Origin of the sequence: Paenibacillus aurantius (genome assembly GCF_032268605.1) — a bacterium.
In the GTDB taxonomy this organism is placed as follows: Bacteria; Bacillota; Bacilli; order Paenibacillales; family NBRC-103111; genus Paenibacillus_AO; species Paenibacillus_AO aurantius.
Genome location: NZ_CP130318.1, coordinates 1,656,342 through 1,670,216, shown reverse-complemented (window position 1 = coordinate 1,670,216; position 13,875 = coordinate 1,656,342). Strand labels below are relative to the sequence as shown.

The 13,875-nt window shown below is 58.8% G+C and carries 10 protein-coding genes; 2 read left to right on the top strand and 8 right to left on the bottom strand.

Annotation, left to right across the window (positions count from 1 at the left end):
* The first annotated feature begins 347 nt into the window (after positions 1-347).
* Complete coding sequence (locus MJA45_RS08015) at positions 348-512, top strand: hypothetical protein (RefSeq protein ID WP_315606743.1); 165 nt, start codon at positions 348-350, stop codon at positions 510-512.
* Positions 513-822: 310 nt separating this feature from the next.
* Here MJA45_RS08015 and MJA45_RS08010 read toward each other — a convergent pair whose 3' ends face one another.
* Positions 823-1,869 carry a LysM peptidoglycan-binding domain-containing protein gene (locus MJA45_RS08010; protein ID WP_315606742.1) on the bottom strand — a complete coding sequence of 349 codons (1,047 nt, stop codon included), beginning with the start codon at positions 1,867-1,869 and terminating at the stop codon, positions 823-825.
* A gap of 217 nt (positions 1,870-2,086) precedes the next feature.
* Positions 2,087-2,977: an RluA family pseudouridine synthase gene (locus MJA45_RS08005; RefSeq protein ID WP_407083113.1), complete on the bottom strand. Its 891-nt coding sequence runs from the start codon at positions 2,975-2,977 to the stop codon at positions 2,087-2,089.
* A gap of 253 nt (positions 2,978-3,230) precedes the next feature.
* Here MJA45_RS08005 and MJA45_RS08000 point away from each other — a divergent pair, with 253 nt between their 5' ends.
* Positions 3,231-4,712, top strand: a complete 1,482-nt coding sequence (locus MJA45_RS08000) for a phosphodiester glycosidase family protein (RefSeq protein ID WP_315606740.1) — start codon at positions 3,231-3,233, stop codon at positions 4,710-4,712.
* A gap of 229 nt (positions 4,713-4,941) precedes the next feature.
* Here MJA45_RS08000 and MJA45_RS07995 read toward each other — a convergent pair whose 3' ends face one another.
* From MJA45_RS07995 to MJA45_RS07970, 6 genes are read right to left on the bottom strand one after another with little or no spacing between them, the layout of a single operon-like run.
* Complete coding sequence (locus MJA45_RS07995) at positions 4,942-5,703, bottom strand: SDR family NAD(P)-dependent oxidoreductase (protein ID WP_315606739.1); 762 nt, start codon at positions 5,701-5,703, stop codon at positions 4,942-4,944.
* A complete protein-coding gene (ilvD, locus tag MJA45_RS07990) occupies positions 5,700-7,490 on the bottom strand; it encodes a dihydroxy-acid dehydratase (protein WP_315606738.1) in 1,791 nt (596 codons plus the stop codon). Before ilvD ends, MJA45_RS07995 begins: the two co-directional genes overlap by 4 nt.
* The gene (locus MJA45_RS07985; RefSeq protein WP_315606737.1) at positions 7,477-9,054 is read right to left on the bottom strand and encodes a M81 family metallopeptidase; all 1,578 of its coding nucleotides are present in this window, start codon (positions 9,052-9,054) and stop codon (positions 7,477-7,479) included. The genes ilvD and MJA45_RS07985 overlap by 14 nt, the downstream gene beginning before the upstream one ends.
* Positions 9,055-9,058: 4 nt before the next feature.
* Complete coding sequence (locus tag MJA45_RS07980) at positions 9,059-10,405, bottom strand: GH39 family glycosyl hydrolase (protein ID WP_315606736.1); 1,347 nt, start codon at positions 10,403-10,405, stop codon at positions 9,059-9,061.
* 13 nt (positions 10,406-10,418) lie between these two features.
* Entirely contained in the window at positions 10,419-12,053 is a 1,635-nt protein-coding gene (locus MJA45_RS07975) for a response regulator transcription factor (protein WP_315606735.1), read from the bottom strand.
* Positions 12,028-13,812, bottom strand: a complete 1,785-nt coding sequence (locus MJA45_RS07970; protein WP_315606734.1) for a histidine kinase — start codon at positions 13,810-13,812, stop codon at positions 12,028-12,030. Before MJA45_RS07970 ends, MJA45_RS07975 begins: the two co-directional genes overlap by 26 nt.
* Positions 13,813-13,875 lie beyond the last annotated feature (63 nt).

Genomic DNA, 13,875 nt, shown 5'->3' with positions numbered 1-13,875 from the left:
ATAACGGCTGCGGCCGGCAGGGGACGCGGCATTCCATGAATGCGGCTTAAGGCGTTCCTGCAACTCCGGGGCGACTTCGGCAATTACATCCTGCGGGGCCTCTCAGCGTAACGGCTCCACTCTCTGAAGGGTTGGCTGCCTACTCCTCCCTTTCCAAGTCTTTCACCTATAGTTCCTTCCTATAATACCATATTCCCCGGGACAGTCAATGTTTACGGGGAGGTTAGCGGCTTTTTTCGGATTCCCGGCGTGAGCCCGGAACCCTTCTTCTCTATTACAAGCATATCCAGGTTTGTCCAAATCATAAGCTAAGAGCAGATGAAAATTTGGATAGTGGAGGCAGCCCGATGCAAAGATGGTGGTGGAAGGTGCGGTTTACGGTCAGGGGAGTGATGCTGCCTCTGATTTGCATACAGTTCGTTCGGACGCTTATTTTTCCGAATCCGTTCGATGTGTTTCTCCTGTTCGTGTTCTTCCTGCTGTACCTCGGCTTCTTGTTCAGTCTTTACTAAGAGCCCCAAAAAGTGAAGCAGATGCTGACGTAGCTTTAGTCCGATTACTTTTCGGGGACCCCGACAGGATTAATCCCCAAAAAGGGAAGCGGATGCTGACGTAGCTTTAGACCGATTACTTTTCGGGGACCCCGACAGGATTAATCCCCAAAAAGGGAAGCGGATGCTGGCGTAGCTTATTCCGATTACTTTTCGGGGAGCCCCGCCCAACATTAAACCTTACCTGACAGAAGCAAAAGCTTCCCCAAGTCATACCAAAACAAACCCGGCCTCTCTTGGCGAGCGGCCGGGTTTTTGTTTGCAGCGAGGGTCAGGGAATATAAATGATCTGCCCCTCTCCGATTTCGGGGCTCGCCAGCCGGTTGAAGAGCTGGATCTCGCGCGAATTGATGCTGTACCGCTGGGCAATCTGCTCCAGGGTCTCTTCCTTCTGCACAATGCAGATCCTCATCCGCTTGAACCGGTTCTGCTCCTTCTCCTCCCCGATGAAGAGCTTCTTCCATTCCAGCGCGTCGCTCGAAACCGGCTCGGGGGCAGGCTCGGCAGACTTAATGGCGGCCTTCGGCTCCCGCTGGACCGCCGCCTTGACGGGCTCCAGCGGATTCGGCAGGATTCGGCTGCTGACGGCCGCATGGCTGTCAGCAGCCGCCTCTGCCGCCGGGTCTTCCGCTTCTTCTTCCTGATAAGTAAAATAGGAGGAAACCGGCTGGGCCTGGGGCTGTCCGAACAACGGCTCGTACTCCGGCTTATCCGGCTGATGGTAAGCTCCCTGTTGCTGCTTGGCGACCGGCTGGTGCACCGGTGCCGGCTCTTCCGCCGCCAGCTCCTGCATCAGAGGATTTTCGTTGAATTCCTGAACCGGCTCCTCCTCGGACTCGGCTTCCGCCAGGCTGTAAGGAATCTCCTGCTCCGGCTCCCGGTAGGTGGGGGGATCAGGCTGATGGACGAAAACCTCCTCATCCTGGGCTTCCTCCCAAGCCGGAGACGAGCTGTCCAGCATCTCAATTCCATGCAGCGACAGAACTCCCGTCACATTCAAGCTGCGGTCGGACAGCTTGTCGATATCGAACTGGTCGATCTCGACGCGTATGTCCTCAACCCGGTGGACACGGTTGAAGGGCATCGTAATCTCAACCGGAATCAAATGCTCCAGCCGGCAACCCTGCTCCCCGTTATCGCCTGCATACCGGCCCGAAAGAAACAGGTGGCCCTTGATGACCGCATAGTCTCTTTCTTCCGAAACCTGAATATGAGGAACCAGCTCCGCTTCCTCCAGTTCCCTTACACCTGCCAGTCCATCCGGCAGATGAACCCGTTCGTAAATATCAAACCTCAACCCGGAACGCTGCTCCGTCATCGTTCATCCTCCCTTCATATGCCTAACGCATTTCCCTAACATTATATGGATGAGGGAAGGGGAGCATGACTATATTTTCCCTAGTGCCTTATCCGGTGGCTTTGTTGTCGAGAAAACCTCCGAATCGAAAATTAATAGGAAAGCATGAAAAATACTCACGGATAGGCCACTATTTCTAATAACGCCCGGCAGGAATTACTAGATAAGGCGACAAGGTTCAGCTTTTCGAGCGGTTTCGAAGCCATTCCAGCGTCTCGGCAAAATCGGAAGGAAAGGGGGCGTCCGCCTCTCTCTCTTCACCGGTCAGCGGATCAATCCAGCGCAGCTTCTCCCCATGAAGCGCCTGCCGCTTCATGCCCGCCACCGGACGGCCCCCGTACAAGGCATCCCCGATAAGCGGGTGGCCGAGATGGGCCAGGTGAACGCGGATTTGATGCGTACGCCCGGTTTCGAGCCGGAGCCTCACCCACGTATGGGCATCGAACGACTCGACCACCTCGTAATGGGTGACAGCCGGCACTCCGGTGGGGCTTACCCGCCGCCGGGAAGCATGATGGCGGTCCTTCCCGATAGGAGCGTCCACGGTGCCTTTCCTCTTCGGCAGGCGTCCCTCGACGAGGGCCGAGTAAATGCGTTCGATTCTCTTTTCCCTCATAGCGGCATCCAGCCGGATTTGAGCCCATTCGTTCTTGGCGTACAGCACGGGACCCGTCGTCTCCTCATCGAGCCGGTGAATGTGACGTACCCGGCACGCCTGTCCGCTCATTTCATAATAAGAGGCGATCCCATTCGCGAGCGTTCCGCCCTGCCCCGGACGGGACGGATGGACCGGGACACCTGCGGGTTTATCCGCCACGAGACAAAAATCATCCTCATACAGAATAGAAAGATCCATCCATTCCGGCTCATACCCGCCTTTCTCCGACGGAAACAGATGGAGCCGGACACGGCCTCCCTTGTACTGAATGCCTCCGCCGGCTGCGAGAGCCCGCCAGAACTTATCCGTACCCGACAGCGCTTCCTTTACGGCTCCTTCCGAAGACTGGCCTTCGCGGAGCTCCAAATGAAATTCCAACCACTCACCTTTGCGTACGGACCCCCGAATCATGGCTTCCTCGCCGCCGCGTACAGAATGGCCAAAAAGAGGAGACCGAATCCGGCCACAAACAGGAGCAGATCGAGCGGAAATCCATAGAAATTATATTTTCCCAGCAAGAGATAAACCTCCCTCTGCATCAGCGCCCTCAGGGGCATAATCCATAAATTTTAACAAATTCCTTATACTTTTCAAATAGACTCTATGGTAAGATAGATCTGGTATATTCAGGTTATGCACTTTGAGCACCAGGAGGAAAGTTAATTTGAGTTCTACGGTTCCTAAACTCGCCGGAACATCCGGCGGGATGCGCAGCTGGAGCTGGTACAAGAAGAGCTTGCTCGCTATTGCCGCCGCCGGATTTCTGGCGTCCAGTTTTCTCTTCCTTACTCCGCCCGGACTCACCATTCGTGAGAAGCTTGCGGAGACGGTCATCACGACCCAGCATCGGAATTGGGCATGGATCTTCGTCGGTGCCGAACAACGGGACCGCATGGTCGCCCAGATGCAGCAGGACATGGAGGAGATGGGCAGCGGGCATATCGACACCAGCAAAATTATCGTACCGGCCAAACGCCCGGTAGGGGATCTTATAAAAGTGGAAGACATCTCGGGGCAGTTCTGGAAAGGCAAGAAGATTTACGTCTATGACCCCAAATCCATCCGGGTCGTCGTTCCCGGCAAGGTCGGGGAAGGGGAAAAAATCACCTCCATGGTGGAACGAACCGGAGCGGTGGCCGGCGTTAACGGAGGCGGTTTCGACGACCCCGACGGCCTCGGCAACGGCTTCGCCCCCATCGGCTTTATTATGTCCGGCGGCAATTTGCTGTTTACCGGACTAGAGGGAAGCATTCCCCAGCACGTCGTCGGTTTTACGAAGGAAGGCAAATTAATCGTAGGCAAATACAGCATTAACGAGCTGATCGATCTGCACGTAACGGAAGCCGTCTCCTTCTATCCCCGCGTCATTGCGGACGGCAAGCCGCTCATTACGAGCGGGGACGGCGGCTGGGGCCGCGGACCGCGGACCGCGGTCGGCCAGAAGGCGGACGGAACCGTCATTTTCGTCGTCATCGACGGCCGTCAGGCCCACAGTGTGGGGGCTACTCTTAAGGAAGTGCAGGATCTCCTGCTTGAGGACGGGGTGATAAATGCCGGATTCCTGGACGGAGGGGCTTCTTCCGAGCTCGTGGTCGGCGATGAGCTGCTGACCAAACCGTCGAGCAAATATGGGGAACGCCGTCTCCCCTCCGCCTTTCTGGTTTTTGATGATCCCTCCTCCTACAAGGAGAACAATCCGTGGAAGGGACTCGATCACATCGATCCCGGCGGTGCGGCGACTCACGAGGAATACCAAAGGGACCTGGCCTCTCAGAAGGCCGCGAACAAGGACAAAGCGACCCCGACGCCGGCCAAGACCGCATCACCTTCGCCTAAAACGTCGGAATCGGTCAAACCGAGGGAAACCGACGAGCCTAAGCCGACGGCCACCAGAACCCCGGCCAAAACCGATCCTCCGGCTTCCACCAAGCCGGAACCGACCGCAACGCCTGCATCGGAGTCGGTACCGCCCAAGCCGACACCGCCACCTTCGACACCGAAGCCGTCGGCCCCGGCAGCCACGGCAACGCCAGGTACTACGCCACCGGCAAGTACGGCTCCAACAGCGGCACCACCTGCCTCTACGGGACCGGGCGCCACAGCTGCACCGGCAGGGTCATCCCCGACAGGCGGCAAAACCAATTGATCGGTCTGGTTCGGACTTATCCATGAAAGAACAACGGCATGGCCAGAGAAGGAAGCTGGCTTGTTGCCCCGATGCCTCCTCCCCCCGGTTCCATCAGGAACCGGGGGCTTTCGTTTTTATGGGAGAACCGCTAGGAGAAGAACCCTTCCCCTATTCGGCTAACGCAGATTCAAGCATAAAACGAGGCCGTCCCTAGTCATCTTGGATGACGATGGGAACAGCCTCGTTTTTAATGCATCATCCAGCCGCCGTCCACGTTCAGCGTCTGGCCGGAAATGAAGTCACTGTCGGACGAAGCCAGGAACAGAAAGGCTCCCTCCACATCAGCCGCCACTTCCCTCCTAGGAAAGCATTGGGCTTTGGCCAGGAATTCCCCGCTTTCCCGGATCGTCTCCCCGCTGACCTTCTCGTACTCGGTCTCGGTGAGCACCGCTCCCGGTGTAATGCAGTTTACCGTGATGTTGTGCTCTCCCACCTCCCGGGCGAGAGCCCGCGTGAAGCCGACGATGGCTCCCTTCGAAGTGACGTAATGAAGAAATTGCTTCTGGCCGGTAAAGAACGTGACCGAGGAGACATTGATGATTTTACCGTATCCCTGCTTCTTCATGTAAGGAAAGACGGCCTTCGCACAGAAGAATTGGGAACGCACGTTTACCCCCATAATGCGGTCCCACTCTTCTCCGGTAATTTCGTACCACGTCTTACGCGGGTCCATGGCGGCGTTGTTGACCAGAATATCGACCGTTCCGTACCGGGCGGCCGTCTCCTTCACCATCGCCTCCACCTCGGCCTCCACGGAAACATCCGCCCCGCAGGCAAAAGCTTCTCCCCCCTCGGCGCGAATTTCCTCGACCACCTGGTCGGCGAGCTCGGGGTGGGACCGGTAATTGATCACGACACGGGCTCCCTCCCGGGCGTACCGCTTCGCCACCGCCGCTCCTATCGAGCGGGACGAACCGGTAATCAGAGCGGTTCTTCCTTGCAGCTTCATCGTCCCATCCCCCCTGCGGCACAGGAGCCCCCTTGAAGGGCCGGCCGTGCCAGTCTCGTGTACTGCTCCAGAATTCCCCGGTGCCGGAAAACGGGCGGCTTCCAGCGGCTTCGTCTTTCGTCGAAGGCCCGCTGAATTTCGTCCGGTGTCTTCTCTTTGCCGTCAATGCCGACCACGTCGATGGACCGGTTCGGAATGTCGATGCGGATGAGGTCTCCTTCCCGGACGAAGGCGATCGGGCCGCCCTCCAGCGCTTCCGGGCCGAGATAGCCGACGCACGGTCCGCGGGTGGCGCCCGAGAAGCGGCCGTCCGTCACGAGCGACGTCGTGTGCGAGAGCACCGGGTCGGAGGCGATCAGCTCGGAGAGGAAGAACATCTCCGGCATGCCGACCGCTTTAGGCCCCTGGTAGCGGACCAGAACGACGTCGCCCGGCTGGATGCGCTTCCCGACTAAGGCGTCCACCGCTTCGCGCTCGCTGTCGAACGGCCGGGCCGGGCCTTGATGCACCTGCATCGAATCGGCTACCGCAAACTTCTTGACAGTCGCTCCTTCTGGAGCAAGATTGCCCGTAAGCAACGCAAGGGAGCCTTCGTTCTTGAGCGGCTTGCCGATCGGATAGATGAGGTCCCGGCGGTTCAGCTTGTAATTCGCCAGGAACATCTCGGCGAAGGAGCGCATCTCGTTCTTCCGGTAGTGCTCCAGGTTCTCTCTCAGCGTATGGCCGGTGACGGTTAGAACGTCCAGGTAAAGATGCTCCCGGATTTCCTCCATAACCGCCGGTACGCCGCCGGCGTACCAGAACAGCTCGGTCGGGTAATGGCCGGCGGTTTTGGTATCCACCAGCACGGGAATGCTCCGGTGGATTTCGTCGAACCGGGAAGCCTCGAGCCGGATTCCCGCTTCATCAGCGATGGCGATGAGGTGCATGACCGCGTTCAGCGAACCTCCGATGGCCGAATGCACCATGATCGCATTCTCGAACGCTTCGCGCGTCAGAATGTCCCTCGGCCGCAGGTTCAACTCCATCAGGCGCATCACCTGCTGGCCGGCGGCACGGGAGGCGCGCCGGATCTCCGCGTTAACGGCGGGAATCAGCGCCGTCCAGGGCAGGGCGAGACCCAGCGCTTCCGCCATCACCTGCATGGTGGCGGCGGTGCCCATGTATTGGCACGCCCCGCAGGTCGGGCAGCAGGCCCGCTGGAAGGCGAGAAACTCTTCCTTCGACATCCGGTTCTTCTCGACCTCCACGCTCATGTGCCACAGCTCCTCGTTGCTGCGCAGGCACGGGCCGGCGCTCATTGCGCCTCCCGGCACATGGATGGCGGGGATGTCGAGGCGGGCGATGGCCATCAGATGGGCGGGGACGGCTTTATCCCCCGCGGAGGTGAGCACCATCGCGTCGAAGGGCGTGGCCAGCGCATGGATCTCCACCATAGAAGCGATCATGTCGCGGGAGGGGAGCGAATAATGCATGCCTCCGTGCGCTTGGGCCACCCCGTCACAAATGTCGGTGGTGGTGTAAATGGCGGGCTTCCCCCCCTGCTGGAAGACCCCTTTCTCGATCTCTTCCACGAGCTCGCCCAAATGATAGGAGCTCGGATGACTCGCTCCGTGCGTACTCTCTACGAGGACCTGCACTTTGTCCAGATCCTCGACCGTCCAGTCCATGGACATTCTGAGGGCATCACCCTCGAAGCTGATTTTGCGCACCTTCTGGCTTCGGCGCTCCTCCGTCTCACCGGCGGCCGACCGCTCGGGGGGCCGGCCGGAATTAGAACAATCCATCGGTTTCTTCCTCCTTACGCTGCTTGGTCCTCCCGTACAGAGGATGCTCCGTCCAATCGTCCGGATCGTCCAAAGGATAGAACGGACGGTTTACCCGGCGGAAGGGAAGGCTTTTCAAATTAGCCGAACTGTACCCCGGCGTGTCGAGAATATGAATGGAACGGGCCAATTTCCCGTAATCGGCACGAAACTGATTGGCGGACTTCACCACGACGACATCCGCATCAAGGGGCTCCAGGCCCATGCTGCGGTACATTGCCGGGTCGCCGGAGAAGGTCGGCCGCTCGGTCAGAAGGACGGAGACACGGCCCGTCTCGAAGACCGCACAGCGGCCCATGAACGCTTCCGTGTTCTTGGCGTACCCGCCCTGCAGAGTGAACCGCCCGTCCCCGATCCGGCGCACGCGGCCCTTCACCTCGAGCGGCAGTCCGAACCGGCTGCCGGCGCTGCCAACGCTAACGTACCCGAGCGGCAGGACGAGCTCCTGGCCGACGCCGGCTTCGACCGCGCGGTCCACGGCAGCCGGGTCCACCATCGTAAGCAGGCAGCTTCGGCTCCGGTGCAGGCCGCTTTCGAGAAGCGCCTTCAGGACGGCGTTGCTGTCCCCGGTGGAGCCGGCGCTCGGGCTGTCGGCCGAATCGGAGAAGACGAGCGGCCCTTCCCTTTCGGCTCGGCTGCAGCTCCGGACAAGCCCGATCATTTCCTCAAGACTGAGCAGCCGGACGTCAAAAGCCTTTCGAAGGCTCCAGAACAAGTCCGCAAGCCGTTCCGCTTCCCGAACGCCGTCTTCCCTTCTTCGCGCATCCCCAACGACCACAACCGTGCTGCCGGCTTCTTCGATATCGAGCCAAGGCTGCATAGGAAAGAGGGACGTGACGAGCGAATCGCCGCGAGCCTCTCCTTTCTCAGCCTCCATCCAGAGCTCGGCAAAGGGACCGGATGTTGATTGGCTGTTCTCCGCCGGTACGATCAGCGGAAGCTTCCGCATGGTCACGAAGGGCCGGATCTCTCCCCGTACCGCTGCAAACAGAAGCCGGGCGGCTCTCTTTCCCGTCTCGTAAAAGTCCGTATGCGGGTAGGTCCGGAAGCCGACCAGTCCGTCCACCTGCCGAACGAGCGCCCTCGTCACATTCGCATGGAGGTCCAGCGATACCACCAAGGGAACGCCCGGCCCCGCCGTCTGCCGGATGATTCCGGCAAGCTCCGCTTCGGTGTCGTCGGTTCCTTCCGCTACCATGGCCCCGTGAAGGGCGAAATAAACGCCGCCGACCGTACCCGCCTCACGGACCGCTTCCTGCAGCCGTCTCCGAAGGACCTCTTTCATCTCCCGGAAAGCATCCGCCGTCAGCATGCCGGAGGAAACCGCGTTGGCGGAAAGCACCGGGACCGTATCCACTCCCTCTTCCCCGGCGGCCTCCAGGAAGCCCTTCAGCTCGTTTTCGGTTGTAATGCCTCTTACCGCTTCCCCCATCAGCCAATGATGCCGGTAGAAATCGTCCATCGTGCTTCGGACGGGACTGAACGTATTGCTTTCCTGAATGATGCTTCCGATCAGAATCTTCATTCTCTTACTCTCCCGCCGGTCTAGCTGGAGTCGAAGGCGACCATTCCAGCAGGGTTACACTGTAAGCCGGAAGGAGCCAGCTCAGCTCTTCGCCTGGCTCCACCCTCTGCTCCTTACGCAGATCGAACCGGTGATCGTCGTCGATGCTGTAGATTTGGACCGTGTACGCCGATTCTTGGCCTTCCCACCGGACGGTATGGAGGCGGACGGACGCGCCGTATCCCGTAATGAGCACGGCCCCACTCCCGTCTTCCTGCGTTCCCGCAACGGCGCAGACCCCCCCTGTCTTGTCATCTATAACGGTCCGGATCCTCGAGGACAGCTCCGTCATCCGCTGAAAAGCCTTGAACGTGTAATACGTCTTCTGGGGCACCCCGTGATAATCGAACAGCCCGCAGAACAGGGCCGTCGGCTGCCCGTCGTAATAATTGGCGGCATCCACCCTTTCATCCTGCAGCAGAGTCAGGACAGTCGCCGTGAAGGCCGCCCCATGGGCGTTTTTCTGCTTGTCGAAGTTGCTTTTGCGGGCGTATTCGTTCCCCCGGTGCCAGATTTTCGTGAAATCCGACTCCAGAAAGTTCCACTCGTTCAAGTGGCTTTCCGTGTCCAGGAAGCCCCGGGAGTCGAGCTCGGAACGGACATGGCGGGCATGCTGGACGATTTTGTACGGGTCCCCGGTATAGGTATGCCAGGTGAAGAAATCCAGGGGAAGCTTCCGCTCCTCGCAGTAATTCAGGAAATCCGTAAGGAAGGGAAGCATCGGCCGGGCGGCCGCGTAGCCTCCTACCTTTAGTTCGGGGTTATGCGCCTTGATGGCCTTTGCCGTCGTTTCGTACAGCTCGAACAATTGCAGGGGAGTGCCCGACCACATGCGTTCGTCCAGGTCAGGCTCGTTCCATACTTCCCAATACTCGATTCCATGGCGGAATCCGCCGGCCCAGCCTTCGTTGTAATGGCGGATAATGTTCACGCAGATCCGTGCCCATTTCGCATAATCCCGGGGCGGGTGCACGTAGTATTTCCGCTTCGTATGCTCGATGCTTTCGCCCAGCCGGTAGACGATCTTCGCCCCCGTATCGAGGATGGTCTGAAGGTATTCGTCCGTGCGGGAGAAATCATAGCTGGCCGGATCCTCGGGATCCTTGTCGAAGTCCGGAAAAATGGTGTGGATGTCGACCTCCCAGGCATGAGGCCAGTTCGGGTCGTGAATGCGGACAAGCGGGATGCCCGCTTCCTTGTAATAATCGGTGACGTCGATCAGCGAACCGTAGCAGATGGGGCCGTTGTTGACCCCGTGAAGCTTGCGGATAGAGCCGGCCGGTTCGTTGAGCTTGATCTGGATATCGGACATGCGAATGGACCTCCTAAAGCGGCTCTCCCGCATTTAGCGGAAGATGATGATCCCGGTATTCCTGAGGGGTCATGCCGAATTCTTTTTTGAACACTTTAATAAAATACGGGGTGTTGAGATAGCCTACCGAGGCGGTGATTTCATAAACTTTCATCTCGCTGCTCTTAAGCAAATGGACCGCTCTCTCCATCCTCACCCGGTGCAGGTATTCCTTCAAGCCTTCTCCTGTCTCCAGCTTGAACACCTTGGACAGATAAACGGGATGCAGGTGGACCTGCTCGGCCAGCACATGAAGGGACACGTCCTTCTCCAGATGCGTATGGATATAGTCCTTGACCTGCTTGACGGCCAGCCCCCGGGTGTCCCGGATCTCCTCCGAGTTGTCCAGGGAAAGCCTCCGGCAGAGCCCGAGCCCCCATTCCTTCATCCGGGTAACCGAGAGCAGCTTGCCCATCTCCGGGAGCCCGTCGTGCTCCCCGATCCGCTCGAACAGCTGCCCGAGCGTTTCCTCGTTGACATGAGCGTAATGGTAGCAGGCGGAAGCGAGAGCGTGGTACCACTCGGCAAGCAGCTCCGGCGAATCGATCCATACTTGGTCCAACTCCTCCGCGATTCGCTCGAGCTTCCGGGCCGCCTCCTCCCACATGCCCGCTTCGAACAGATGGAGAAGCGAAGGGGGCTCATGCAGTGTCTTCAGCGCCGCCGCAGGAGCCTTCACCGGATCGTTCACGGTCATGAGCAGGCCCTCGTCCTTGCCGATTCCTCGGCGCATGGTCTTCAAGGCGGACTGGTAGCTGCCCGGCAGCGAATCCGGATAGAGGGCGGGATTGCCGATCACGACGGAGATTTCGCTGTGCAGGAAGAGCATCACGCTGTGCTGAAGCTGGCTGCATAGGCGGGAAAGGAGCTCCTGGCCGTTGCCGTTCCCTTCCGGCTCTTTGCTTCTCAGAGCCAGCACGAGGTAATCGTAGCGGTCCCGGCACGACCAGGTTTCGAAGAACGGGCCGAAGATCTCCTCGGCCATATTCCCGACCGAGAACTCCATAAGGAGCCGGTCCCGCCGGTTGTACTCGTGGAATCGGCCTTCCAGCCGGATCAGCACCAGGGAAATGGGGTCTCCCGGGGCAAAGGGAACGCCTATCATCGAAAGGCTGTTCTCCGAATCCACCCGTCCTTGCTCCAGAAGAACGGCCAGCATCTCCGACTTCAAGGCGGGCTGATGTTCCTTCAACAGCTCGGCGGCCTTCCGGTAGACGGCCGACTCCTCCCCTTCCTGCGTCAGCTTGCGGATAACCTTACGGATGGAATCCGTCAAGTCTTCGTCGCTGACCGGCTTCAGAAGGTAATCCGCCGCCTGGAGCTGCAGCCCTTGCTTGGCATACTCAAATTCCGCGTAGCCGGTTAGCAGAATGACTTCCGTATGCCGGGAGAAGCGGCGGATCTGCTCGATGAGCTGAATGCCGTTCATTCCCGGCATGCGGATATCAGTGATGACGATATCAACAACCTGCCGTTTGACGATATCGAGCGCCTCCTGGCCGGAATAAGCGCAGAGCACATCCTCTACCCCAAGATCTCCCCATGGCAAGGTATGGGCGATGGCATCGACTACGCTTGGCTCGTCATCCACAATCAGCAGCTGGTACATGGTCTTCTCCCTCCCTTATGTACAGGGTGACGGTTACCCGTACGCCTCCGTTGCCTCCCGGCGAGAAGAACAAGCCGGAGCCTTCCCCGTACATCAGCTTGATCCGCTGGTTGACATTCCACAAGCCGAAGCCGAAGCCTCCGTCGTCCTCATTCTCACTGCGGTTCACGTACCGCTGCATTCTCTCGAGCTGCTCCGGTTCCATGCCGGCCCCGTCGTCTTCCACATACACCCGGTATTCTCCATTCATGGCTTCTCCCGTGATCCGGACGGTTCCCCGGCCCGGCTTCGGCTCGATGCCGTGAAGGACGGCGTTCTCCACCAGCGGCTGAAGCATCAGCCGGGGGATGCGGAGAGCTTTCATCTCTTCCGGCACGTCAATCTCATAGGCGATCCGCCTCATGCGCAGGTTTTGGATTTCCAGGTAATTGGTTACCACCGACAGCTCTTCCGCGAGATTGGCCGATTGGTTGGCGAGACGGGTCGTATACCGGAAATATTCTCCGAGGTTCAAGGCCATGGCGACCACCGCCTCCTCATCCCCCATCCGCGCCGTATTCTTGATGAAGAACAAGCAATTGTACAGAAAATGCGGATTGATCTGCGACTGCAGCTGCTTAAGCACCGCCTCCCGGGAACGCAGGCGCTCGGCGTACACCTTCTCCAAGAGATCCTGGATCTGCTCCGTCATGTCATTGAACCGTTCGAACAGGAAGGCGAATTCCGCTCCGCCGTTGAATCGGACCCGGGTTCCGTAATCGCCCTTCTGGATCCGCTGGACGTGCCGGATGAGGACCCGAATGGGAACCTGGACGTTCCGGTACAGCATATAAGCGGCAAAAAGACTGAGCAGCAGAAGCAGCAGTGTCGATCCGTAAAAGAAATTCCGCGTCTTGGTCACCGGAGTCAGGATGTCTTCCATCGGCACATAGTCGACGAGGTACCAGCCCAAGTTACCCAGCTTGAGATAGCTGGCCAAGGACTGCCTCCCCTCCGTGTCGACCGTGAAATGCGTTCGGGCCTCTTCCAGACTTTCGCCGCCGAGCTGTCGGATGAGGCCCTGGGAGCCCGCCTCGTTCAAGGTGCGGTTGCCGATGACTCCGTACTGGGGGTGATACAAGAACGGATCTCCCTGACCGTTCGCCTTGTATTGGTCGAGCATATCCTGAAGATAGGAGGGCGAGAACGAAGTCCGCACAATGAGCTTAGCCGTCTCCGGACGGTCGTAGGCGTTAATAGGGTCGACGGCGAAATAAACGAACTCCGGCTTGACCTTCTTCCCGTTCGACTCGGTCACATACGTCCAGCCTTTTGTAATCTCCCTCAAGAGAAGCGTCTCCTTCAAATCGACCGAAGCGCTCGACGTGGAGACCATTTCCTTCGTCAGGCGGGAGTAGACGGTGATGTCCGTCATCCACCCGCTGATCCCCGACTGCAGGTTGATGTTGTCGAGAATCATCCGCAGCAGCCGGTCCCGGTCGAAGCCCGTTCCCGACAGCTGGCGGAATTCCAGCTCCCGGATGGAGGCGTCGTTCGACATGGCGATGGAATTCATCGACAGCTGGTCGATTTTGCCCTCCATCTGCTGATGCAGGAAACGGAGCTTGTTCAGGTTGTTCGTTTTCATCTCGTCCTCGATGACCCGCACAGCCGTCTGGTTGGAATAGGCGAAAAGCGCCATGACGGGGATCAGCAGCCCCATGATCATCCCGACGATTTTCGTATAAATTGTTAGCTTCTTGTCCATTTGCCGGTTCACCGTCCCTGTAGTCTGACCGAGGCGCTTAGAGCCTTCTCCTAAGATGCCTTCTCTGCCAGGGTG

Coding starts and splice junctions, on each gene's coding strand:
- MJA45_RS08015 (WP_315606743.1), top strand. CDS start 348: ATGCAAAGATGGTGGTGGAAGGTGCGGTTTACGGTCAGGGGAGTGATG.
- MJA45_RS08010 (WP_315606742.1), bottom strand. CDS start 1,869: ATGACGGAGCAGCGTTCCGGGTTGAGGTTTGATATTTACGAACGGGTT.
- MJA45_RS08005 (WP_407083113.1), bottom strand. CDS start 2,977: ATGATTCGGGGGTCCGTACGCAAAGGTGAGTGGTTGGAATTTCATTTG.
- MJA45_RS07995 (WP_315606739.1), bottom strand. CDS start 5,703: ATGAAGCTGCAAGGAAGAACCGCTCTGATTACCGGTTCGTCCCGCTCG.
- ilvD (WP_315606738.1), bottom strand. CDS start 7,490: ATGGATTGTTCTAATTCCGGCCGGCCCCCCGAGCGGTCGGCCGCCGGT.
- MJA45_RS07985 (WP_315606737.1), bottom strand. CDS start 9,054: ATGAAGATTCTGATCGGAAGCATCATTCAGGAAAGCAATACGTTCAGT.
- MJA45_RS07980 (WP_315606736.1), bottom strand. CDS start 10,405: ATGTCCGATATCCAGATCAAGCTCAACGAACCGGCCGGCTCTATCCGC.
- MJA45_RS07975 (WP_315606735.1), bottom strand. CDS start 12,053: ATGTACCAGCTGCTGATTGTGGATGACGAGCCAAGCGTAGTCGATGCC.